Source organism: Pontibacter virosus (assembly GCF_003096355.1).
GTDB classification, from domain to species: domain Bacteria; phylum Bacteroidota; class Bacteroidia; order Cytophagales; family Hymenobacteraceae; genus Pontibacter; species Pontibacter virosus.
This window is the reverse complement of sequence record NZ_QEKI01000002.1, coordinates 355234-378834: the sequence shown is the minus strand read 5'-3', so window position 1 is coordinate 378834 and position 23601 is coordinate 355234. Positions and strand designations below refer to the sequence as shown.

26 protein-coding genes and 1 tRNA gene are annotated in these 23601 nt (G+C 41.0%); 9 read left to right on the top strand and 18 right to left on the bottom strand.

Annotated elements, in window-relative coordinates; genetic code table 11:
• Window positions 1-48: 48 nt before the first annotated feature.
• A complete protein-coding gene (locus tag C8E01_RS04730; protein WP_116542201.1) occupies window positions 49-675 on the bottom strand; it encodes an L-threonylcarbamoyladenylate synthase in 627 nt (208 codons plus the stop codon).
• A 209-nt stretch (window positions 676-884) separates the two neighbouring features.
• Here C8E01_RS04730 and mltG point away from each other — a divergent pair, with 209 nt between their 5' ends.
• The 4 genes from mltG (at window position 885) to C8E01_RS04710 (ending at window position 3693) form a co-directional block, all read left to right on the top strand.
• A complete protein-coding gene (gene mltG / locus C8E01_RS04725; RefSeq protein ID WP_243409428.1) occupies window positions 885-1955 on the top strand; it encodes an endolytic transglycosylase MltG in 1071 nt (356 codons plus the stop codon).
• Window positions 1956-2056: 101 nt separating this feature from the next.
• On the top strand, window positions 2057-2470 hold the full coding sequence (locus tag C8E01_RS04720; RefSeq protein WP_116542200.1) for an acyl-CoA thioesterase: 414 nt from the start codon (window positions 2057-2059) through the stop codon (window positions 2468-2470).
• On the top strand, window positions 2467-3441 hold the full coding sequence (locus C8E01_RS04715) for a YihY/virulence factor BrkB family protein (protein ID WP_116542199.1): 975 nt from the start codon (window positions 2467-2469) through the stop codon (window positions 3439-3441). Before C8E01_RS04720 ends, C8E01_RS04715 begins: the two co-directional genes overlap by 4 nt.
• A 167-nt stretch (window positions 3442-3608) precedes the next feature.
• Window positions 3609-3693, top strand: a tRNA-Ser gene (locus C8E01_RS04710).
• Window positions 3694-3838: 145 nt separating this feature from the next.
• Here the strand turns inward: C8E01_RS04710 and C8E01_RS04705 are convergent.
• The 7 genes from C8E01_RS04705 to C8E01_RS04675 all read right to left on the bottom strand — a co-directional run bounded on the left by C8E01_RS04705 (window position 3839) and on the right by C8E01_RS04675 (window position 11221).
• Window positions 3839-5113 (bottom strand): Y-family DNA polymerase, encoded by a 1275-nt coding sequence (locus C8E01_RS04705; RefSeq protein ID WP_116542198.1) that lies wholly within the window; start codon window positions 5111-5113, stop codon window positions 3839-3841.
• Window positions 5110-5574 (bottom strand): LexA family protein, encoded by a 465-nt coding sequence (locus C8E01_RS04700; RefSeq protein WP_116542197.1) that lies wholly within the window; start codon window positions 5572-5574, stop codon window positions 5110-5112. Before C8E01_RS04700 ends, C8E01_RS04705 begins: the two co-directional genes overlap by 4 nt.
• A gap of 190 nt (window positions 5575-5764) precedes the next feature.
• Window positions 5765-6616: a hypothetical protein gene (locus C8E01_RS04695; RefSeq protein WP_116542196.1), complete on the bottom strand. Its 852-nt coding sequence runs from the start codon at window positions 6614-6616 to the stop codon at window positions 5765-5767.
• A gap of 720 nt (window positions 6617-7336) precedes the next feature.
• Window positions 7337-8101, bottom strand: coding sequence for a DNA-methyltransferase (locus C8E01_RS04690; protein ID WP_116542195.1), 765 nt, complete (start codon window positions 8099-8101; stop codon window positions 7337-7339).
• Window positions 8102-8317 (bottom strand): hypothetical protein, encoded by a 216-nt coding sequence (locus C8E01_RS04685; protein ID WP_116542194.1) that lies wholly within the window; start codon window positions 8315-8317, stop codon window positions 8102-8104.
• A gap of 195 nt (window positions 8318-8512) precedes the next feature.
• A complete protein-coding gene (locus C8E01_RS04680; protein ID WP_116542193.1) occupies window positions 8513-9361 on the bottom strand; it encodes a hypothetical protein in 849 nt (282 codons plus the stop codon).
• 156 nt (window positions 9362-9517) lie between these two features.
• On the bottom strand, window positions 9518-11221 hold the full coding sequence (locus C8E01_RS04675; RefSeq protein WP_116542192.1) for a hypothetical protein: 1704 nt from the start codon (window positions 11219-11221) through the stop codon (window positions 9518-9520).
• An 804-nt stretch (window positions 11222-12025) separates the two neighbouring features.
• Here C8E01_RS04675 and C8E01_RS04670 point away from each other — a divergent pair.
• Entirely contained in the window at window positions 12026-12262 is a 237-nt protein-coding gene (locus tag C8E01_RS04670) for a hypothetical protein (protein WP_116542191.1), read from the top strand.
• Between the two features lie 76 nt (window positions 12263-12338).
• Here C8E01_RS04670 and C8E01_RS04665 read toward each other — a convergent pair whose 3' ends face one another.
• The 4 genes from C8E01_RS04665 to C8E01_RS04650 all read right to left on the bottom strand — a co-directional run bounded on the left by C8E01_RS04665 (window position 12339) and on the right by C8E01_RS04650 (window position 17519).
• Entirely contained in the window at window positions 12339-12896 is a 558-nt protein-coding gene (locus tag C8E01_RS04665; protein ID WP_116542190.1) for a hypothetical protein, read from the bottom strand.
• Between the two features lie 39 nt (window positions 12897-12935).
• On the bottom strand, window positions 12936-16121 hold the full coding sequence (locus tag C8E01_RS04660) for a type ISP restriction/modification enzyme (protein ID WP_116542189.1): 3186 nt from the start codon (window positions 16119-16121) through the stop codon (window positions 12936-12938).
• Window positions 16122-16380: 259 nt separating this feature from the next.
• A complete protein-coding gene (locus C8E01_RS04655) occupies window positions 16381-16767 on the bottom strand; it encodes a hypothetical protein (protein ID WP_116542188.1) in 387 nt (128 codons plus the stop codon).
• 23 nt (window positions 16768-16790) lie between these two features.
• The gene (locus C8E01_RS04650) at window positions 16791-17519 is read right to left on the bottom strand and encodes a hypothetical protein (RefSeq protein ID WP_116542187.1); all 729 of its coding nucleotides are present in this window, start codon (window positions 17517-17519) and stop codon (window positions 16791-16793) included.
• Window positions 17520-17643: 124 nt separating this feature from the next.
• Here C8E01_RS04650 and C8E01_RS04645 point away from each other — a divergent pair, with 124 nt between their 5' ends.
• Together C8E01_RS04645 and C8E01_RS04640 are read left to right on the top strand one after the other, a co-directional pair.
• Window positions 17644-17826, top strand: a complete 183-nt coding sequence (locus tag C8E01_RS04645; protein WP_116542186.1) for a hypothetical protein — start codon at window positions 17644-17646, stop codon at window positions 17824-17826.
• Entirely contained in the window at window positions 17810-18178 is a 369-nt protein-coding gene (locus C8E01_RS04640; RefSeq protein ID WP_165820564.1) for a hypothetical protein, read from the top strand. Before C8E01_RS04645 ends, C8E01_RS04640 begins: the two co-directional genes overlap by 17 nt.
• 119 nt (window positions 18179-18297) lie before the next feature.
• Here C8E01_RS04640 and C8E01_RS04635 read toward each other — a convergent pair whose 3' ends face one another.
• Together C8E01_RS04635 and C8E01_RS04630 are read right to left on the bottom strand one after the other, a co-directional pair.
• The gene (locus tag C8E01_RS04635) at window positions 18298-18705 is read right to left on the bottom strand and encodes a hypothetical protein (RefSeq protein WP_116542184.1); all 408 of its coding nucleotides are present in this window, start codon (window positions 18703-18705) and stop codon (window positions 18298-18300) included.
• A 56-nt stretch (window positions 18706-18761) separates the two neighbouring features.
• Complete coding sequence (locus C8E01_RS04630; RefSeq protein WP_133242719.1) at window positions 18762-19514, bottom strand: hypothetical protein; 753 nt, start codon at window positions 19512-19514, stop codon at window positions 18762-18764.
• A gap of 133 nt (window positions 19515-19647) precedes the next feature.
• Here C8E01_RS04630 and C8E01_RS04625 point away from each other — a divergent pair, with 133 nt between their 5' ends.
• Window positions 19648-20247, top strand: a complete 600-nt coding sequence (locus C8E01_RS04625) for a helix-turn-helix domain-containing protein (RefSeq protein ID WP_133242718.1) — start codon at window positions 19648-19650, stop codon at window positions 20245-20247.
• Window positions 20248-20270: 23 nt separating this feature from the next.
• Here the strand turns inward: C8E01_RS04625 and C8E01_RS04620 are convergent, their stop codons facing one another.
• The 4 genes from C8E01_RS04620 to C8E01_RS04605 all read right to left on the bottom strand — a co-directional run bounded on the left by C8E01_RS04620 (window position 20271) and on the right by C8E01_RS04605 (window position 22136).
• A complete protein-coding gene (locus C8E01_RS04620; protein WP_116542181.1) occupies window positions 20271-20609 on the bottom strand; it encodes a hypothetical protein in 339 nt (112 codons plus the stop codon).
• Window positions 20609-20926 carry a DUF3846 domain-containing protein gene (locus tag C8E01_RS04615; RefSeq protein WP_165820563.1) on the bottom strand — a complete coding sequence of 106 codons (318 nt, stop codon included), beginning with the start codon at window positions 20924-20926 and terminating at the stop codon, window positions 20609-20611. The genes C8E01_RS04620 and C8E01_RS04615 overlap by 1 nt, the downstream gene beginning before the upstream one ends.
• Window positions 20927-21273: 347 nt before the next feature.
• Window positions 21274-21456 (bottom strand): helix-turn-helix domain-containing protein, encoded by a 183-nt coding sequence (locus tag C8E01_RS22135; protein WP_394342103.1) that lies wholly within the window; start codon window positions 21454-21456, stop codon window positions 21274-21276.
• Between the two features lie 20 nt (window positions 21457-21476).
• A complete protein-coding gene (locus tag C8E01_RS04605; protein WP_116542179.1) occupies window positions 21477-22136 on the bottom strand; it encodes a recombinase family protein in 660 nt (219 codons plus the stop codon).
• A 229-nt stretch (window positions 22137-22365) separates the two neighbouring features.
• Here C8E01_RS04605 and C8E01_RS04600 point away from each other — a divergent pair, with 229 nt between their 5' ends.
• Window positions 22366-23583, top strand: coding sequence for a hypothetical protein (locus tag C8E01_RS04600; protein WP_116542178.1), 1218 nt, complete (start codon window positions 22366-22368; stop codon window positions 23581-23583).
• The last annotated feature ends 18 nt before the right edge of the window (window positions 23584-23601 follow it).

The following is a 23601-nucleotide window of genomic DNA, read 5'->3' as shown; positions in this document are numbered from 1 at the left end:
ATATCCTGCTAGCCGCAACTTTTAACTCTCAACTCATAACTTTTAACTCTATAAGTATTCCTCAATATCCCCCGCGCCTTCGCGGAGCACTTCAAAATTGTTGGCGACGTCTATTACAGTGGAGGCAATGTTTTGGCCGGGACCACCGTCTATCACGGCATCTACCAGGTTGCGGTATTTCTCATAGATTAGTTCCGGATCGGTACTGTACTCCAGCACTTCGTCCTCGTCGCGGATGGAAGTGGAAAGGATCGGGTTGCCGAGCTCCTGCACCAGCGCCAAAGCTATTTTGTTATCGGGTACGCGTATACCTACCGTTTTCTTTTTGCTGCCGGCATAGCGGGGCACGCGGCTGCTGGCATCGAGCACGAAGGTAAAAGGGCCGGGCAGCGCCTTTTTCATCACCTTATAAGTAGGCGTGTCGATCTTGGCGTAGTCGGAGATGTGGGTGAGGTCGGAGCAAATAAAAGAGAGGTTCACCTTGTCGGGCTTCACACCTTTGATCTGGCAGACGCGCTCGACCGCCCTTGTGTTATGGATGTCGCAGCCGAGGCCGTAGATGGTATCGGTCGGGTAGATGATCACACCACCGTTGCGCAGGATCTCGACCGCTTCCTGTATTTTTTTAGGCTGAGGATTGTCCGGATGTATCTGGAGGAAAACAGCGTTCGGCATAGTTTTATCTTGTAAAGTTGAGCATTAGGTAGGACATACTGATTAAAAGCCCGCTGCGTTGCAAGTATAGCCGTGCAGGTTGGTGAACAAGGTGCTTCGAACAGATGCCGGTTCAAAATTAGTCAGATAATAAAGATTAGTGTTATTTTTGTAGCCTAAACTATACGGGCCCGGAACCTGACACCCTCTTTCGGGTCTTTTATAACATTATGGCTAACGAAGTCACCCCACGCAGACGCGTCAAAAAAGAGAAAAGCATGTGGATACCCGGCATTATCGTGCTGTTGCTATTCCTGTTTGTAAGCTTTTCCTACTATGCCTACCAGATCGTGTATACGGCCAATGTAGACACCAAAGGCCAGGACACTTATGTCTACATCCCAACCGGCGCCAGCTACGAGCAGGCCCTCGACTCGGTAGAGGCCACCGGTACCATCATCGATCGCCTGTCGCTGCGCTTTATGGCCAAGCTCATGGACTACGACGAACTGGTGAAGCCGGGCAGGTATAAGATTGAAAACGGCTGGGGCAACCGCCAACTGATTGGTGTGCTACGCCTGGGTGAACAGGTACCGCTTAGAATCACGTTCAACAACATCCGGTTGCGCAGCCAACTGGCCGAAAAACTGGCCGCCGCTGTGGAGCCGTCTGCTGCCGAAATCGACAGTCTGCTTAACGATCAGGAGTACCTCCAAACGCTCGGCTTCGACACGACCACCGTGGTGAGTATGTTTATACCGAATACTTATGAGGTATACTGGACTATCACGGCCCCGGAGCTCATGCAGCGCATGAAAACCGAGTATGACCGCTTCTGGACCGACGAGCGCAAAGCCAAAGCAGAGAAAATGGGACTGTCTCCGAAAGAGGTTTCCACACTGGCTTCTATTGTGCAGGCTGAGACAATCAAGAACGATGAGAAGCCGCGTGTGGCTGGCGTATACCTGAACCGTCTGCAGAAGGGCATGAAGCTGGAGGCCGACCCGACCGTGGTGTATGCCGTGCGCGACTTCACCATCCGCCGCGTGCTCAACGTGCACCTGCAGCACGACTCCCCTTACAACACATACCGCTACGCCGGTTTGCCTCCGGGCCCAATCAACGTACCCGACATTTCTAGTATCGACGCGGTGTTAAATCCGGAAGAGCACAAGTACATTTACTTCTGCGCCAAGGAAGACTTCTCCGGTTATCACAGCTTCGCCGTGACGCACGCCGAGCACATCGCCAACGCCCGCCGCTACCAAAGAGCGCTGACGCAGCGGAATATTTTGAAGTAAATTGTTTAATTGCTGCATTGTTAACTTGTTAATCTGCAGGAGATATTAATGTTTCGGGGTTTCAACCATTTAACAATTTAGCCATCCAGCCATTTAAATAAATGTTCGAATCAGAAGTACAGATACGCGTGCGCTACGCCGAAACCGACCAGATGGGCTATGTCTATTATGGCAACTACGCAGCTTATTATGAGGTGGCCCGCACGGAAGTGTTCAGGAGACTAGGTATACACTACAAGGAGATGGAAGCGACCGGTACGATGATGCCTGTGCTCGAGCTTAAGTGCAAGTATATCCGTCCAGCCAAGTACGACGATCTGCTGACGATCAAGCTCTTTCTGAAGCACAAGCCGCACGGCTCGCGTATAAAGTTTGAGTACGAGGTGTATAGCGAGGAACAGACGCTGCTGAACGTGGGCGAGACCACCATGGTGTTTGTGGACATGAAATCAGGACGCCCGACGGCTATACCTGCGCTCATACACCAGAAGTTGGACGGATACTATAGCGAATGAGGCTGAACCAGCAATATCTGAAGCGCCGCAGAGCGTACCGCAAGTTCATCGTGTTCCTGAAGAGGTGGCGTTTCAATAACGGCCAGTCTTCAGTATACGATGTGGCCGACGTGCTGCTAGGCGAACTCAGGCTGGACTCCGTTACAAAACGCGCCTCTTACATGGCCTTCAACTTTACCTTAGCCATCTTCCCAACTATCATCTTCCTCTTCACACTCATACCTTATATGCCCAGCATTTTGTCGTTGGACCTGGGGGAGAGTATCCTCAGTTTCCTGGGTGAAATCCTTCCTGAGGAAATGTATACCGTGGCTTACGGCACCATCGATGACATCGTAAACAAACCACGCGGGGGACTGTTGTCTTTCGGTTTTCTTTTTGCCCTGATTCTGTCAACCAACGGCATCATGTCGCTGATGGATGCCTTCGATAAAAAGTACCATACCTTTTACAAACGGCCCTACTTTAAGAAACGAGTGATTGCCACGGTGTTGACGATTGCGCTCTCTTCCATCCTGTTTTTGGCAGTGGCGGCCATCTTCTTTGGGCAGTGGATTCTGGATGTGCTGGTCTTTTACGAGATCGTAACCGAGAGCTATACCTATACCCTAATTGTGATCCTGAAGTACGTGGCCATCATTCTGCTTTTCCTGTTGGCTACTTCACTCATTTACTACTATGTGCCGGCCATACAGGACAAGTGGCCTTTCTTCTCGGCTGGTGCTGTAGTGGCCACAATCCTGATCTTTTTGGTGTCACTGATCTTCTCGCTCTATATCAGCGCCTTCGATACCTACAACAAGTTCTACGGCTCCATTGGCGCCCTCATCGGTCTGATGATCTGGCTTGACTTTGTGTCGATGATCTTGATCCTGGGCTTCGAAATCAATGTGAGCATCGACACGGTGACCAAACGCCTTACCCGCAAGACGGCACAGCATGCTTCCGAAGCGGCCTCTGCGGCGGCCTGAGAGCTAGAGGTGCAGGTGGCTGTTGCAAGGTATAGAGCAATACATCGAAAAATTTTGCGCTTCAAAATCAGCTGCTTATACCTTTAGCGCACAAACCGGTAAAAAATATTTGCGTATAGCTTTGAATATTCAGCGCGGCACTATACTTTTGTGCTCGATTCAATTACAGAGAGTTGGCGGAGTGGTCGAACGCGGCGGTCTTGAAAACCGTTGACTGTAACAGGTCCGGGGGTTCGAATCCCTCACTCTCTGCAAAGTAAAAGCCCTAAATAGCTAAATATCAGCGATTTAGGGCTTTTTTGTTTTAAGTTTCGTCAAATTTTAGTCAAAACGGTAAAGTTTCTTGTCAAAACCATCTTTTATTGGCAGTTAACTTTAACTGCAATATCTAAGTTGACTATCTCACATAGACCTTCTGTATTTCGTCAATTCGAGTCGTGTAGCATGGTGACTTAAAGTCACTTCTCAGCATCCAAGTATTATCTATACCTTGGGTAGCTACCCTAACCTTGCTTCTGCCGAACCTGTCTGTTAATCCATCTATCACACCCATAAGCCGTGCATGCTTATCCCTATCCAGTGTATCCAGTAGGTCAAGTTGTATCATGTTGTCTGGCACAATCTCAGACACAATTACACCTGACTTCTTATACCAGTACCCATCACGATAGATTTCTTTCAAAGCGATACTTGCATAGTGGATTAACTCGATATCAGAGTTAGTAGCAACTGGCATGCAGATGGTCTTGCTGTTATAGTACTGTTTGTCGTTCTCAGAGAAGCGGTTGGTGTGGATGAATACGGTGATAAGGCAGGCGCAACTCTTCTGCTGCCGAAGCTTTCTGGCGCACTTGGCAGCGTATGATGCCGTAGATTCTTGTAGTTCATCGAAGGTGTTGACTTTCTTTCCGAAGCTTCTGGATGTACAGATGTTCTTTTTGGGTGGAGCCACTTCATCGAGTTCCAGACACGACTCCCCACGCAGTTCTTTCAGCAACCGAACACCTACGATGGTCATATTCTGCTTTACCCAATTCTCCGATAGTTTCGAAAAGTCGAGAGCGGTATTGATGCTGCGCTTCTTCAGGAATTTGGCGTACTGACCACCGATACCCCACACATCCTCGATTTTGGTAGCTTCCAATGCCTTCTGGATGTGGTACGGGTCTGTCAGTACCAGAACTCCATTTGCTTTAGTAGACTTCTTGGCGAGCCTGTTAGCCACCTTAGAAAGAGCCTTGGTTGGTGCCACCCCTAAACTGACTGGTATGCCAGTCCACTGCTGTACCGTTCTCTTTATCTCCCAAGCGTAGGAGAACAGGTCGATGTCGTAGAAATCACCCAAGTCCAGGAAGCATTCATCTATGGAGTATACTTCCACATTTGGGGTGAAAAGAGATAGCGTTTGCATTACCCTATCCGACATATCGCCATAGAGTACATAGTTAGAAGAGTATGCAGATATGCGTCCATTCTCCACCAGATTCCTGATTTTGAAGTACGGCTCTCCCATTGGTATCCCCAACGCTTTCGCTTCGTTGCTACGGGCTATCACGCAGCCATCGTTGTTGCTCAGCACCACAACAGGCTTCCCGTTTAGCGATGGGTCGAAGACACGCTCACACGATGCGTAGAAGTTGTTGCAGTCACATAAAGCGAACAGCGTAGTCATTGCCTTACTGGTTTATGGAGTATCCACACCACCACACCCCATACCCGCATATCCATCTCTTCTGTGACCTCTATGGGCTTGTAGGCTGGATTGGCTGGCATCAGGTAAGCTTTGTTGCCAATTTTCTTAAAGGTCTTTACCGTAAACTCCCCATCTAAAAAGCACACTACTGGCATGCCATCAGAAGCTTTCAGAGATTTGTCAATGACCAGTATATCGCCATCATGGATGTTGGCATCGACCATGGAAGAGCCTTTCACTCGCATCATGAAAGTAGATGTGGGGTTCTGGATGAGATACTTACCCAAGTCGATTTTATCTTCCAAGTAATCGTCACTTGGGCTTGGGAATCCCGCTGATACAAAAGAAGCATACAGAGGAATTTCCATGCTTCCGAAATAATCGAAATCAAGTGTCTCCAGCAGATGTGAGTCAATAGGGATAATTTTTGCGCTGCACATATCGTCTAACTTTTAGCCTTAAATACTAAAACAGTTAGCAAATACGTAAACAAGAATTATAAAAGCTAAATATATTAGTTTTATTTATTCAAAGCACTGTAGGGTCAAGTCAGATTCGCCAGTAATTCCTGCTTCCATTTGGCGAAACCACTTTCATCAGGAAAGTTTATGTTTACCCTTAATAATCTTCTTATGTCAGGATATCACCTATCCTTTGCGCCCTATTCAGAACGTTAAGCATTTTTAGCAGCTCTTCGTTTTCTGCACCTGTATTGTTTCTGATTGCACGGTGGATAGTTCCAGCTAACCCTCCTTCAAACTCCAAGGATATCGTGTATTCAGGTACACGAAGGCTCCCGTTTACTGCGTATAGCATAAGCTCAATGAAATTGGGGTACGGGATGCAGAAATCCTTGTAAAGCACTGCTTGTCGAGGTGATTTACCATCTTGTAGCCATTGGAATTCAGGAGAAGAGTTTACAAGATGGTTAATATGGGTTAGCCCTGTTTGAAATGCATCTAAGGTCTTCGTCACTACTCTAATGCGCCTATTTTCCTGTGAGAGCCATATGGTCGAGGTTTCCTCTGAATCACCATAGTCTCGCAGTCTCCCTGCTTTTCTCACCCCAAAGCTCCTTTTGTTTAAATTTGCTACGGTCTGTCTATCAGGGGAGATTGCAATCCCGAGAACGTATTCTAAAACAGGCACCAGGGAAAGGTCATAGATATACATCGACTGCGCCATGACTTCCTCTATACCTTGTATCTTGAAGCAGACTGCATTATCTGAGGCAAGATAATATGTTAAGACCTTCTCGGACTTGTGCGAAGCATTCCTGATGTTGCAAAGGATTTCGGATAACTCACAGTTAGTCAAATTAAAATAGTGAAAGTTTCCGTTATCATGGTCAATTACGTTATATCCTGATTGCAGAAGTCTTTGAAACGTGTCGCTGTTATTCAGCATCCTGAACGTTTCCTCCACATTATATGCATGTTCGGCTATAGCTGCGCCTATCGTACTTTCTGGTGTCAAATTCATTATTTTTAATTGCTTTGTACATCTTATACACCAGAAAAAGGAATAGTTTAAAAATCTTAGATATTAATTTCGGGTATCTCAAAGAGCAATTTTTTGCCTATTTCATCAGCATATCTAACCACTCTATTTAGGGTGTATAAGCCACTACAGCAGCACCAGCTAAACAAGAAGGTCATTGTCCAGCGATAGAATAGATTTCTTCTTATAGGCAATGTAATGAACCTAATGCGAGGCAACCGTAGAGGACATAGGATGTGCCTAATTAGTCATTTTATACAAGTTAATGATATACTATACTTACTAATATTACCTTTTACCTACAGCCAAAGAAAATCAAGGATACTGAGTACCTAAACTCGTTATCTTGTCTGAAATCACCCATGATGAACGAAAATGAACAGCAGATTAGATTATAGTCATTTTTCAGAGTTTTGGTATAGTAACTTCGAAGGATACTGGATACATTTTCAAGGTGTAGCCTCCTTTTTTATAAAAGCTGACTCAACAAAAAAGGATAGCCGACCAAGCAGCTATCCTTCTCCATGGGAATGGTGTTTAAGACTACACTTATTATACACCAGAAAGTGAATTTGTTTTAAATAAGTGGTTATAAATGGTGCAAATATTCAATTATAGAAGATAATCTGCACCACTTTTGACCACGCATTAGCTAAAAACTGTCTGCTATCGGTTCTGTGGCATTTGGCTTCGTGATTGGGCTTATTCTTTTTCCTGTATACCAGCGATGCGCTCAACTGACACATTGTAGTGATACTCGTCTTTCTCCATGCAGATGAACCTGCGGTTAGAGTTAATGCATGCAGCAGCCAGGCTACCGCTGCCAGCGCATGTGTCCAGCACCACATCCCCCTCGTTGCTGTACGTCCTTATGAAGTATTCCAGCAGCTTCTCGGGCTTCTGCGTCTCATGAAGGCTAAGCTTCTGCCTGTCGGACGCAAATTTCACAACAGACCGTGGATACCGCTCTGTCGATGCGTAGTCCACATGTCTGTCATGTTTGTTGTAGATAGTGGACTCTATGGACTTTCTGCTCGTGACCTTAACGCTCTTCAGCTTGTGACCGCTTGTCTTCTGAGGGTTGTAGGTAGGTAAGTTTTTGTAGAAGACCAATACCTGCTCATGCGCCTTCATGGGCATCTTCTTCGAATTCAGATGACCAGTGGCATGGGTCTTTTCCCACACCCACTCATATCTGAACATTTTAAGGTTGCTTGCCGCCAGCACCTTGTCGAAAGGTGCCTGTGCAAACAAAAGAATAGCCCCGTTATCCTTTATAACACGCTCATACTGGCTCCACAGCTTATCCAGGTCGAGTGGCTTATCCCATTTTGCTTGAGTTGTACCAAAAGGCAGGTCAGTGAAAATCATGTCCACAGACTTCTCTTTCATTAGTGGCAAAAAGTTGAAACAGTCGCCATGATAGATTCTGTTAAGTTCCAGTTCACCGTTGTTAAGGTCTCGCATTCATGCTGGCTTCCTGCCACGCTTTCCTTTGCGCTGCTTATCTGGTATGGGCTTTACCTCCTTATCTGCGAAGTACTGTTCCAACGCCTCGTTAAGTATGTCCTTTTGTGTAGTCCTATCCCAATATGCCAGGTTTTCTAACTTCACGAACAAGTCCTCTGCGATGGCAAAGGTTCTTTTAACCTCTTTTACTTCTTCTGTTAATGTCTCTTCCACTGTAAGTGTATGCGTAAACGTAAATAAACAATCGAGTCGCAATATAGGGATTGATAGATTTTCAGTGCAATTATCAGCCTGTGAAATTGTTGATATTGTAGATATTGCTGGTATTTATAGTTTTGTTATAAAGTCGGTATCTATAAAAGCAAAGAGGATAGCCGACTAACCAGCTATCCTTTTCTAAATGTGGCACTACAATCCAGCAAGGATGTTACCTATGTTATCTTTTCTGCATAAAGCATTTAACTTCATCAGAAGCATTTCATTGTCAAAGTCATAATAGGCACTGCTGTTCATCAAACTTTCATCATATGAAAAGTAAAAGTCATGGAATAGCGAACCCTCGTTATTGTGTATCTGGCACAAGTTGTACATAATGAGGTTATCATCTTCATACCACAGCCATTTATATAATCCATCTTTCTGAGGGTGCTGTGCAGTATCCACCCATTCTGCGTGGCTGAACATCTGGTCAACGTACTTCATATGGGTGATTCCTGCTTTCAAAGCTTTGTCTGTAGTAGCAGTTAGTTCGAAAGCAGTACAACTATCATAGAAAATCAAATGGTCATGGAAGCGTTTGAAACCATCAAACTCGGTTTTCGACTGCTTCATTCTTTCTTCAAACACTTTATCCTTCGTGGGTTTGAGAATCAATATTTCTGTGGTGAACCTAATGTTAAAGAGGTATTCAATCGCCTCACGCACCGATTCCCCATGGAAATGCATGGTGCTGGATGTATTGTCTGCCGCATTGTAAATCCTGAATATCGCAGTTTCAGAGTGGTCGATGTAGTATAGAACTACCGAATTTGTGCTTTGGGTGCATTTATTAACCATATCAAACAGACCTCGCTGATAACCAGCTTCCAAGTTGTAGAAGTGATATATCCCTTCTGTCTCATCATAGCTGTTGAAGCTTCCATGCTCAAGCATCTTCAAAATCGGGCTGTTATAGGTTAGCTTGCGGAGTTTAGATTTTGAAATCTTCTTCTGCTGCTGTACAGGTTGGTTAATTATATTCTTTAATATCGTATTCATTTCTGTTCATTTAAGTTATTCAATGCACTTAATAGAACAGAAAATGAAGAAGTTTAAAATATTTTGAAATTAATTTCAGACCTTTTAGAAAACAGTTCATTAACTCGTCAACATAGCATATTGAAGTGGCTTTGATATATCAAACGGTTTATAACACTACCACTCGATTCCACAAGTAATTGCCTTCTTCCGCTTTTTTACATTGTAGCTAACCTCAGGCTCTTTACGAGCGATTGATTTCCTGTAAGCTTCTGATTCGAATTGTGCCTCGAAACGCTGCTGTAGTTCAGCTAATGGCTTTAAATCAGGTAGTTCGGCAGTTACAGTAACCTTCTGCTCAGTCACTATCTCATGTTCCACCTGGCTTCCATTATTCTTTATAGACACCATGGGTTGCGGTAATCCAGCGGTGTCGAAAGCATCTTTAATCAGAGCCTCGAAAATCGGCAGGTCAGATGCCCCACACAGTACCGAATCATGCACGGTTGTATAAATCCCATCAACGTTGTCTGCTGCTGTCACAGCTACCGTATCAACCATCATATGCGATTCTATTCGTTGGAGTAGCTTTGGCAGCGGATACTTACCACCGTTAATGATTTCGCATACCCTAATCAGGTTGGGAAACTCCCACACGAGTAAAGACTTCAGGTTCTCACACTGCTCTTTTTTACTAAACAAGGCACCGAAACATAAATCCTTCGCTTTATTTCTTCTTACCTTATAGTTTTTTCCTGTTAAGTTGAGTCTGTCTACCAGTGAATCATATACAGTTCCTTCTAAGGATGCATCAATGAAGTCCTTGAAATCTGGATACGTATAGTAGAAGAATCTCAAAGTGTGGATAATAGTCCTCAACTCCCTTGTGTTTACACTGCTTTTTAGAATGTCCGTGCAGGCTTCTGGATACAGGGTAAGACAAGCCAGAAAGAAGAACTGGCTGTTTTTAATATCAAGTTCGGATGCTGGTGCGCCATCAATCATGATGAACTTTCGAATCACCTTCTTGAGATTGGTGAAAGGAGAGTGGAATCGGAAACCGTAACCATCCTTTGGGTTGATGTATACGCTACCGTTCTTAATCTCCGACACCGTTACAATCATATCGTTCATGATGTCTGCTGACTTGAACTCCGATGGGTTATCCAGACACCACTTTTCAAAAGCCTCAAAATCAAGTGCGTCAATCATCTTGTAAACGTTGTCCACCATGGTGCTTCTGACTTGAAGGTTCTTAATCAGGTTCTGTTTCGAGACCTTTTGCTGATGAAGCTTTACCAGCAGACGATGTGTGGTATATTCTGTTCTGTGGTACTTCCTTTTATCGCCTTGCTTTACCAGCAGCAGTGGATTGAACTTATACTGTTTGGAGTACCCTTGCTGTACCTGATTGGAAGCCATATAGCCCTTTCTTCCTTTTATGTAAGGCATGATATAGCCAGCCATTTCGAAGAACCTGAGGTACACCTCATAACGGCTGTACACCCATTTCCTCATATCATCCGCATAAACGTTGATGTAGCCGTTCTTGTAGCCAAACTTATGTTTTTCGCTGTCCTTGGTTCGGGATATGATGAGCAGCGATGACAAACTCAATGCCCTGTCCAGGCAGAAGTCGGATTTATCATCCCATAGCTTTTCGGCATCGGACAGAATCTGCTCAACGGTTAGGTTGATGGGAAGCCATGCATAGGACTTCCATTTTGATGCTGAACCCTGAATCTGGTTCAGTTGATGAAGATAAGACTTCCCTTTGTGTGAACCTTTTGAGGATTCACGTGGTGGTTTCTTCAGCCACTTCTTTGTATTATCATTCCAGTACAATTTGCATACTGGACATCTTTGACCATTTTTAATCATTTCTATATGTTGGATTTTAATACATATATAAAAATGAAAGGTCTTTGTTTTAAGAATGGACTTACTATTTCACGTCTTTCTCTAACATTTTTTATTTATTACAAACATGTTGCATATATCTGTCTTTTAAGTTTTTAACCTATGATTTATGATTCCTGTTCACCTTGTTCACTCACTGTTGTTGTTTGCGTCTGACGACACAACAACAGTTCCAGGTGATGGTGTGGGTTGTTTAAATTTACTTACTGTGATTGTTATAAATCTATAAGATATATTATATCATTAACTTGTATAAATTCATTTTCTTTCTTTTCCCATTTTTCCCATTCAATCCACTCCACATATCAACCATTATACTATCAATAATGATGTAGATTTTTTTGGGCATACCTCTTTAAGTTTAAATAAACCAAAAACTTTGCAGTGAATGGTTCAGCCATGAACGTAGCGAAGCGGAGTGAAACAGTTGGTGGTGAGCGGATGCGAAACACCAGCTTTCGGATATACTTACGGTGTTCATAGGTTGCTGTCCGTTGTTGTGTGATAATTATGACCAGTGGGAATTATAGATAATCGTTGTTCTATAATCACGAAAACTCAGACCACGAGCCTAAAAAGATTTCACTATACATTCTTGATGTATCAGCAATCACTAATTCATTAACCTATCTTATAATTAGTGATAGTATAGTATATCATTAACTTGTATAAAACTGAAGTTTTGGGTGTGCTGTAGAAGTCGGAAGTGACATGAATATGTAATGTTATGTTCTGGATATATAATCTAAAACAATATTACATAAGATGTACAGCAAGAATAAATACGTTTATAGCCAGAACCCACTATTCGCACCGAAGCAACCTTACAGGATATCAGATTTCGAAATGGATGAATTATTACTTCCTCTGTTTCTGGACAATGTAGATGAAGTGGATGATTGGCTTGAGAATGACTTGATGATGTTCGAAAAAGAAAAATCTAACTATAAAAGAGACGATAAGTGGAAGGAATTCGATGAATTCTTCAAAGACATTGAATAGTCATTCCGATAGCGTGGTTAGATGCTGTTAAGATGATGTTTTACGTTTAACGTGCTGTTATACTATCTCACATTCTTTATGGGTTGTTCAGCAATGGTGTTCCATCAGTAAATGCATCTGACATTAAAGAAAAAGCTTTATCAGATAAAGAGCCAAGACCAATATCTATCATTTTACCTTTTAATACCTGAAACCAGTGCTTCTTGCCGAGTACATTTGACAATTGTTTCATCTCCTGCATTTCGGCACGTATATCATCATAGGTGATTTCTTGACCTAACTGAAGCTGTTTAAGTTGCTCAGTTAGGTCATTTAGTTTTTCAATGATAATCTTCTTCTCAGAAGCGGAAAACGTATCAGTAGGTTCGTAATTGTTTGATTGGGTTGAACTACCAGGAAAGTCCTCAACGTACTCCGCTCCATCCGCTGTTAACTCCACATAAATTGCTTCACGTGTTGCCGACATCTTTATCAAACCAGCATCTTCTAATGATTTGGTAAGCACACGAAGTTCACCAGCCTTGAATATGCTGTGAGAAGACATTAGTTCTTTCACATCATATGATTGACCATTCAAACCTTGCTCATAAAGAGCGGTTAGTATCAGGTTCTTTTTCTCAGAAGTTTTCATCATTGAAGTAGATACTTGTTTAGATAAGGTAGTGATAGGTATTTAATTGGTGGTAGCTTCAGAGGTCTCTTTAACCAACACTTCATCAATCTCCTTCATCAACTTATCGGTCTCGGTCAAGGCAACAATGATTTTCTGGTAGTGCAGGATATCTTCAAACGATAACTCTCGACCTTTCCTGTCTTTAAGCCACTTTTGAGCAGGTTGGTAGCCACCGATGTAGAACTCCCATGCAGTCTGTGGCACGTCAGCAAAGTACTGGTTGTCGTTGATGTAAACTTTCCCGTTCTCATAGCGTGGCTTATCAACCACGTTATTACCATCTTCTGGATAGTTGGTGATGTAGTCTTCCACCGCAGGACTTTCCAACAGGTGTATATGGCGCAGTTTACCACCTAACTTTACCAGTGACCAGAACTCATCAGCATCAGTTGGGTACGGCACACGTGGGAAATCTATCTTCAAAAACTCCTTATACTTCTCTCGGTAGGATGGACTGTGCAGCACAGCGTAGATATAGTCTAAGATATCAATAGGAGCAAACGTGCCTGATGTGCTTTCTTTCTCTGTTGTGAATTTTAAGCCTATTGCATTAGCTATTTGCTGCCAAATCTTCTTGTCAAGATTTGGTGTGCGAGTTGGTTGATTATCTATACTTTTTTGAGCAGTCTTTTCTGGATATAGATAAAGAGGAAAGGTATTAGAATTGTCTAATGATGAAGAGTAGCATTTGTCAGTAACCCCATTAACTACTATCGGTGTTAAAAATTCGTTACTTCTTGACCTTCTAACTAAAGACAATCCTACATTTTCTCCTACAATAAAATGCTCCATCACCTTTTGGACAGTTCGCCACACCAGCTTATTTTCATAAAAGATGTAATGTGTATCAAAAGGTCGGTAGGAGAACGGCACTACAAATTTTGATAATTCCTTTTCTCTTTGAAGATTATTCCAACCAGCTAAGATATCCCACCCTTTCTTTTCTTTGACATTAAAAGTGCGATGTAAAAGCTTAGCATCATTTGGACAATTTTTAAACTCTATGAATCTCTCTAATAATACCTTTTCATTTTCATCAACTACAAATTCGTCATGTGCTGTAGTGACTCCTGCCCCATTAATTGTGAATAAGTCAGTTAGCATGAAGCCTTCATCATACAGATGTTTATTACCAAAATCTTTTTGAAAAAAATAGTAGTTAGGTGCCGAGGTTTGTAGTTCAGTAAACGGAATTGTTTTTAATGAACTTTCAATTAAAAAATCGTATTTAACCTCACGCTTTCCAAACAGGTCGTAGTGATAAACTTTTCCAAGTTCACCTGCATTCTTTTCCCCTGTTTTAATAAATAGGTTAATGCTAACACCTTGCTGAATATCAAATACATTTATGTCAGGTGAACCATCAGGAGATACTTCTTTCTTCTTACTGTTTCCGTGTAAATCAATTGTATAAATTTTGTCATATGTCCTAAGCAGATTCCAACGCATACCCCTAAATGTTGGATTTTCTAAGAAACCGTGCGGGTTGATGAATGCTAATATTCCTTCACCATTACGCTCTATAAAATGCTGCCCATATCGAATAAATTTTACGTAATCATCGTTTATCCACTTGGAGTTTCTTTCCTGAAGTTTAACCTTACCACCTGGTTCTTTTTTGTAATCCTCCATCAAGTTCATAATCCATTCTCCCGTATTAGCACTTTCTCCGCTATATGGTGGATTACCTATCACACACATGACAGGCGTATCACGCTTAATATGATTTGCCTCATTGGCTTCGTTCGCCAGAGCAGTGGCAAATAATGAACCTGTATCTGGATGATGTTCTTCTAAACTATTGGTAAGATAAACTCTGAATCTTTGGTCTTTGGTAGGCTTATATCCTGTTTCTGTCAGCAGCAAATCAAGCTTCAAATGTGCCATAGCATACGATGCCATCAGCAACTCGAAACCGTTCAGGCGTGGTATCAGGTGATTCTCCACATAACTGCTCCATACACCTTGCATGCTCTTATACTTGCCGTGAATGTGCTTCACCACTTCCGCCAGGAAAGTACCTGTACCAGTAGCAGGGTCAAGAATCTGAACCTTATGCACCTCATGCTCAATCTCACGCTGACCTGCCTTATACCGCTTATCATGTGTAGGTATGTTAAGCTTTACTTTTGTTTTAGAGGTATCTGCCAAGCCCTGTGGTAGATTAAACTCTGCTTTAAGGATATCGTCAACAGCACGAACGATAAAATTTACGACTGGCTCTGGCGTGTACCACACACCACGTGCCTTACGCAGTTTCGGGTCGTACTCAGCAAGAAATGTTTCATAAAAGTGTATGATGGGGTCGTGTGTCTGTGTAGCCTTACCGAAGTTCTTGAGCAGCGCAGCGATATCAGTAGCACGGAATAAATCTGCCAGCCCATCTACTATCCATACTACACGGCTATCCAAGTCAAAGCCGATATAGTTGAACATTGTCCTTAAAAATGGATTTGATTTGGGTATTAACTGTGCAGCTTCCTGACGAGAAAATGTTGGAAGCGTAGGGTCGTGCAAACGAGCAGCGAACATACCATAGGCGATAGTCTGTGCGTAGATATCAGCAAACTCCCTGGTCTTAATGTCGTGAATCAGAATCTGCTGGAAAGCATTCATCTGCTCTTGCAGGGTACTGTTCTCATGATTTTCTTCATCACTATTAAGAGCCTTCTCAATTACGTCTGCAAGCATTCTTGCTTTTGCTGCCATCATCTCAGCCAGCTTCTTCGAACTCTTAATGGTTTGACCGAGGTGAGAGCAGAAGTCTTTCATCATGTTTTCAAACATCATGAAATTCTCAGGCAAGGGATGAATCTGACCATTGTGTATCTCCGCTATCTTGACCGAGGTTTTAAACTCACCATCAATATATAAGTGAAAATCCAAGTAGTCAGTGATGATAAGGTTGTCCAGTGAAGCACGGTAGCGGTCAAACTGCTCCTTTAATGATTTACTACTCAACGCTACTCCAATATCCTTCGCCTCGATGTAGCCAACTGGAATGTCCTGCTTGGTGATTATGTAATCAGGCGCACCGCATGCTACCCGAGCAGGCTCATTGGTAACCAATACATCGAGTGCTAAGGTTGATATCAGTACTTGCAAATCACTGCGATAGCTATGCTCTCTGGAAATGCCTGTTTTATACCTTGTGTTGAGGATGTCAATGTATTGCTGGATGGTCATTTGTTTTCCTATAATGGCTATATGAAACTGAATAAAATAAAAGTTCAATATAGCAATTAAAGGAGATTATATGAGCAAATTTGTTGGTTCAGCAATAAACAAAACTGTCTGATGCAGTTAATCCACACCAGACAGTCCTGATACCACGGCTATAAATCACCTATCGCATAGAGTAAGATTAGATTATGCAGCGCATTTATATTGCTTAGCAATACCGTATTGCTGATATGTTTTAATCCTGTTGTTAGCTACCTTTTAGTTAGCCTTTCCAAATCTGGTCCAGCAATTTCATAGCGTAAGGATTAGAAATCTGCTTTAATCCGTTGCAGTAAATACAAGATGTACCAGAAAGATTGTAGCAATTGCAACGACTATTTTTAATTATCAGATTGCTATAGAACGTTTCCTGCTCTGGTGCTAAATCACTTGTTATTCCATTGTAATCGACCACCACATAATCTTCATCCTTTGTTACAGCAACGGTGTAAGTTGCGCCATTTTTAAATTTAAAGATATGGCAAAAGGTGGGTTTTACTATTCTCCCTCGCAAAGTCGAATGCATCCCGTACAATCTCTTATCTGCATCTACTGTCCTTAGTATCAGTTCTTCACCATCAGCATACAGTATTTCATTTATAAGTATCATTTATGTTTAAATTGTTTTTTCTTTTAGTATGGGAAATCATCAAAGCCCAAGACAGTCCTGTTGTTAGGACCTGCTATACTGTTGATGTCTAAAGCTTTGACAACTGTGAATGAGACATCAAAAAATGTAAGTCGAACAGTAGGGCTGTCTTCTAAGCTTTCCGTAACGCACACCCTCAGATAGCTTTCCAATTCAAATATCTGTTCTTCGTAGGTGTCTATAATGCCTTTCAATCGGTCTTCTAATTCCTCTTTTTTCCATACGTAGTCAAAGTTCATGTTATGAATTTCATCGCTTATAGCGAGGCTAATCGTGTAGTAGCCTTGCTCTGTGTCATAAGTATAAGCTACATGAGTCTCATAATCGAGTATCTTCTTAAAATTATAGCTGTTTGGTATCTTGCCCATCACGCACATCTCGCACTCAGCCATTTCCTCAAAGCTATTGCAATTACATAGTGAATCGCTCACCCTCAAATCCTGCCAAATAAGCAAACTTAACTCATCCATCTTGGTCTCATTTAGGTCAGGGTCAACCCACACCCACATCCACTCAATCCCTCCGACTAATCTTAACGCAGCAGCTTTTTGATGCTCGTATGGATGGATAAGAGTGTATTGGTACTCCGACCTCCTATAGCCATCGGTTGATGTCCAGTATAACCCATAGCTATCCTCTTCCTTGTTATATGTCTTATAGATTTCTACATCACCTTCCTTATAAAGCAGTTCGTTCTTTAATATATGTTCCATTTTATCTCTTTTAGTTTTAATCTATATATCAAAAATAAAAGTGGGAGTAGTCAATAAGCCGACTCTTAAATTAGATTTTTTCAGTTATCAGATTTTATATATAATAGAAATATAGAGATATAACATGATGAGCCATAGCATAAAATTGTCAAGTGAGGCAGACCTGAAAATCTTAGAAATCCAGCTTTTGTTAGCAAAGAAGTTAAAAAAGAAAGTAAGTAAGAAGCATGTAGTTACCACAGCCCTGAAGGCTCTGGAAGAGAAAATGGGTCTTATCGTGGAGGGTAAAAATGATGGAGATGAATAGCTGCCAAAATCCCATGCAATATGACACTGGAACGGGAGCATATGTTTTGGAGGTGCCAAGCGAATTTATTGTTAACACTGCCAATGGTAGTTATAAAATCTTACCAGTTGAAAAGCTGAGCGGAATGGATAATCTTTATGACTTTGTAACGAGCGTTGAGGACTACGATTATGTAATAAAAAACTACGTTAAAACATCAGATGTTCAACCCAAGCCTATTTTAACGTTACTACTTCTATATTATGATGAGATATTGAAGCTGCACGCTGCACTACCGCTCAACATAAGTGTGACTACGCTTGATGATGCACAAGCAAACAACAATGTAAGCAGTAGAGCAAACATGTTTTGATATGGGGTTTTTAGGTCAAGCCAAAGGTGTTACTTGGAAGCGTAGCACCTTTAGCTGTATAGCAGCGTAAAGCCAAACAATAGCTTCTCATATGGTACAGTTATATGCTCTATACAGACTTATAGAGTTGCTATGTCAACTGTGAATCCCAAATCAACTAATTCTTTCTCTGCATAACCTTCTTCATCATGACCTACTGTAGTTTGCCAATCGGATAGTTCGTGCGCAGTGGTATGCAGGATGATAGTGTGTCCGTTGTAGGCAGAATAGGTAGCCATGATTAGAAAAGCATTTTCAATTATGAAGTAGATGCAGTATTCATCAGCACCCACAAACGTTAAATCTTCTATTTTAAAATTCAACACTGATTTACTGTCATAATCGTCACATCCATCTTTAGCTACGATAAAAGTATTTCTTACCTTCTCTCCCTTGGCGTGCTTCACTAATTTCTGATTTTTCATCAGGTTGGTAACTGACATTTCACCATGTGTTTTCAAAATATGCTTTAGTATATCTTTATTCATTACTCAATATGTTGTTTATCTTTTTATTTCTGATTTCCTGTCTGGTTAATTAAATATTATACTGCCGAAATCACGTGACTTCTTTTCACGTGCTTGTGTTCCCTATATATTTTCTGGATAAATGCCTGGTCTTCGATAGGATGAATAACAGCCCAATAATTACCATTCTTATCAGGTGATGTTAGTTGAGAACCTTGCAAGTGTCTGTTAAGATAAACGTATTGTTTACTATAGTAGAAATGGTACAGCCTATCACCTACAGGTTTAACGGATTCTAACTTATGCAGCACGTCTAACTCCCTGTCATTAACAACTACAATCATCACACCATCAGCAAATATGTAGTGATATGCTGTGTTTTCGATTGTAGAACCATCATCTTTGATAATATCTCCTTCTCCCAAGTCATATCTTCTGTTAGTAGATGTGATAGACACCTGATTGAATGGTTCGTTGTTCATCGAATATTCAACTCCAACCAACTCACACAAAGCTTTGAGTGTTCTATCTTCACTTCTTTTCTCCCTCAACATCTCATATAGGTCATCACTCAAATGAATAGTATATGAATAGACTACCGTTGTTGTGTTTTCGTCATTGAATCGAAATGGTATCTCTCTTTCTAATGTAAGTCTATGAGAAAATAAGATGTATTTGTTAGCACCAGCTTCAATAGCTTTTCTGATGAATCTGCTTAGACTCTTCATTACAGTAGCTGTACTATCTTGCTCTCTATATTTGTTCATATTCAGTGGTTTATAACTTGGTATATTTAATAGTATTGTAGGTATGTTTTTTGACTTAATCATAGTTGTAACTGTCGCTACTACCAGTCACTTCGAGGTAGCTAAGTGCAGATGAGTTGGATGAAGTAGTTCCACTCGTTGCTTTTTGTAGTAACTTTGATAAAATCTAAAATCATATTTGATAGAATTTTTGATAATGGTTGATACACAAACAGAAGAAGAATTAAATTTTGCAAATCTTCACGAACTAACTACTATGTTAGATAAAATCAGGAAAACGGGGTTGAGCAGAAATTTGCTGGTTGAATATGTAGATTTATACCTAACACTAAGAGTCAAAAAGTTTAATGAAGGTGATTTGCAGTCGCAATTAGTAAAAAGCGTGAATGAGTTAGATAGATATCGAAACACGTTAAAAGACCTATACAACAGCCTCAGCGATGTTATTATAAAGCGTAAGCATGAAATCTATTCAGGGCAGAAGGCTAAAGACTTTAACCAGCCTAAGTACAAGTTAAATGATTGCGCTAAAATACTCGGGGTGTCAAGACAGACACTGTACAATTGGGCAGATGGTAAAGGGGGTTATATCACAGCGTATGATGCTGGCAAAAATAAATTTGTGTTGGAATCTGATTTGAAGGCTAAGTATAGAGAAATACATAAAAAAGAATTAAATCCAGATGATAGTTTCAGGTCTATTTATGAGTACAAAATCAAGCCTGAAAAATTAGCTGATTTTGATTGGGATGCCTTTGAGCAAAATGGTTTTGGTGACGAACAAAGGGCAGAATAGCCTGCCCTTTGTTGCATGCACAGTTACTCATAATAGTCTTTAATCTCACTTTGCACTTCACTTATCAGGTCATAGTGCATAGACAAATCTACACCTTCATCGTTTTCGACAGCTTCCAGGTTAGCAACAGCGTAAGAAAGCAGCATGCTTACATAAGCCATAAGCTTTTTGCTTTCATTAGATAATGTGCTGTCATTGTTTAAAACGATAAAACCTTCGTTAATAAGCTTTTGCGTTTCCTCGAAGATTGTTAGCTGCTTTGGGGCTTCTTTCATTCTTTTGTAGCCTTCTAAAATTTCTCTGTCTAACTGCTCTAATAGAGTCTCTCTTCTCTTCATATTTTTCTTTTTTTTGTCAAACATTAGCAATACTTTTTCTCAACAATAGCCACGTTGCCTACCAAGCCCAAGTCTCTGTAATAGCCACTTTTTAGAAAGAAATGAAAGTTTGCATCAGGGTTAAACTCTAAGCCAAGAAGCAAACCGCTGTCATTCCATACATAGCAGAACTCTCCTGTTGCATTAGGAACCATTTCTATATAGCCCCCTACCATCTTTTGCAATTCTTTTAAGGTAAACTTTTTGCCATTCGCTGGCTTTACCTTAGTCATACCTACGCCTGGTGCTATCAGCACATTCATCATTTTCTCTGGCTGTTTTTTGTTTTTTGTTTTTGTCATGTTACAAAGGTAAGGCAGGTTTTTAAATATTAAAATAGTCACATTAAACATTGATATATTGGGCAGCCTTTTGCAATTGTAAAGAAAGTGTAAAGCATGACTAAAAAGCTTATTTCTGTGCTTTGTAATAAGATTATTTTGTAAAGCAAAATCTACTTACTGTAAAGTATGGCACCATTAAGGAATATGAAAATACTTTATATTATTCAATTTTAAATTTTGGTTATTGGCTTAATAGGCACAAAAAAAAGCAGCTATTAAGCTGCTTTCTTGTTGAAAGATTATCAGATTTTAGAACATGTATTGTTCGATTCTCAATCGAAGGGAAAACGGATTCACTTTAGAGGTTAATATTGCGATTCAGATTTTACATAACTATATAGAGTAGGCTTAGTGATGTTCATCATCTGACAGATGGTATCCACCGAATGCTGCTTCTCTTTATACAGACGTACAGCAAGTTTACGCTTCTCATCATTCATTTTTTTGGGGCGACCACCTTTGAGACCTCTGGCTCTGGCGGCAGACAGACCAACTTGGTTAAGATTTTTTAAGCTATCGCCTCTGCTTTCAAACTTTGAAGTGCTTTCTTCACTCGTTTAACGGTGGAAAGTCCTTTCTTAACGATTTCAGATATTTTAGTGTCAGACAGAGCAGAGTGCCTCACCAGGTTCACGATATCGGAATGTTTAGCGATTAGCTGCTCATTGGAGTAAGCAGAACCTTTTACTCTGCCTTTGTAGACATTCTTCTTTTTGGCTTCAGCTATGCCTTCCAACCTTCGGCTCTGCTGGTAGGTCAACTCCATCTCGGCTCCAAGTCCGAGCATCATTAGCATACTCTTTTGAAGAATGTCGATTCGACCATACTGGTCTGGTGAAAAGGTAAGTGCGCTTGGGTGCTGGATGTGAACGGTGACACCATATTCCTCAACAAGCGATTCAATCGTGGCGATTGTATGGCTCACTCTACGAGAGATTCTGGAAATTTCTGATACGAATATGGTAGAGATGTTTTTCTCTTGGCAAAACTTAACCATCTTTTGGAATCCATCCCGTTCAAGCGTGTGAGTCTTACCCGTTATGGAGTCACTGAAGAACTTTTCAATCTTACAACCCTTGCTCTTTGCAAATTCCTCTAAGTTGATTTTTTGTCGGTCAACTGTCTGCTGACTTGTCGAGACCCTACCGTATGCAACCGCTAAAATCATAGTCATTTTAGGTTTAGGAGTATGAACACCTTGTTTTCTCCTGTATGATGCATCTAAGATAAGAAAATATATTCAAATATGGGTATAACCTAATATGAATTGTTACAAAGCCTATAGATAGGGCAATTGGCGTTTAATAAAATAGACCTTATTAATTTTTTATTATGTATATTGTTTATACTATATTTTTTTGACAGAATTTAAAAAAGATTTTAACAGCTGATACACAATGAGGGCGTTTAATGAGATATCATTTCTTGACTTTAAGAATAACTGGCTAAACCAGATTAAAAAAGAAGTAGAAAGCCAAGGCAAAGATTATATCTTGAAAGTCGATGAAGATGATTATGCGGAGTATTTAGAGGCAGAGTACAGGCTGATACCTTTAGAGGTTGACTTAGATTCTGAGCATATCGCACATCCTACAAAAGTTAAAGACTGGACTGAAGGCAGAAGGTCAGGTGAGCGGTATGAAGTCGAAGCATATAAGTGTACCGTTAGTTACAACTTCACAGGTTCTGCCTTGTTATTTAAGGTTCAATCCAATCCTTGGACAATGACCTCATATGAGATTAGTGTAGATGAACGAAATTGTCAGGTGTCTTTCAGTTTTAATATTAGAAACCAAGACCCACAGGAGTTTAGGAAATTAAAAGATGAATGCTTCAAACGTGCTTTCACCAACTTACCGAAGCTGAATCAGAATGTTTCTGAAATTAATAATGTGTTAGAGAACACTATCAGAAACTGTATTAAGGTTGAAAAGCAGAAATACCTGAAAGAAAATGATTTCTTTGCCGCAATCAATGTAAAGGTAAATAGTGATACCCAATCCGTCTTCACCGCTCCTACTCTAAAAAGGAAGATAGTTCCACAACCCCAAATCCCCAAAGGCAAAGAATTTGCTTCAGAGCCAGCCATGAGTAGGGAAATGTATTATGATGTCCTCAAGGTTGTATATGATTCTGGTAAAAGTATGGAGAAAAAGCCTGCTCTGTACATTGGAAAAGATGAAGAAGGGCTTAGAGACCAGTTTCTCTTTGTTCTTGAAACAAGATACGTGGGGGTTACAGCAACAGGAGAAACATTCAACCGCTCAGGCAAGACAGATATACTACTTAAATATGCCGCAGATGGAAGCAATATTTTTGTGGCGGAATGTAAGTTTTGGCATGGTGCATCTGAATATCATAAAGCTATCTCACAACTGTTCGACAGGTACCTAACCTGGAGAGATTCAAAAGTGGCTATAATGATGTTCGTTCCAAACTCTGACTTCACTAAGGTTCTCAACACTTTGAACGTGGAAACACAAAGACATCCATACTTTAAAAGGAAAATTGGGGAGAGAGGTGAATCTTCTTTTTCATACGAGTTTCATCTTCCGAAAGATGAGGGCAAAACTGTTTACGTTGAAGTGATGGCTTTCCACTACGATAAAAAATAACATCAGTTAAGCCAATTA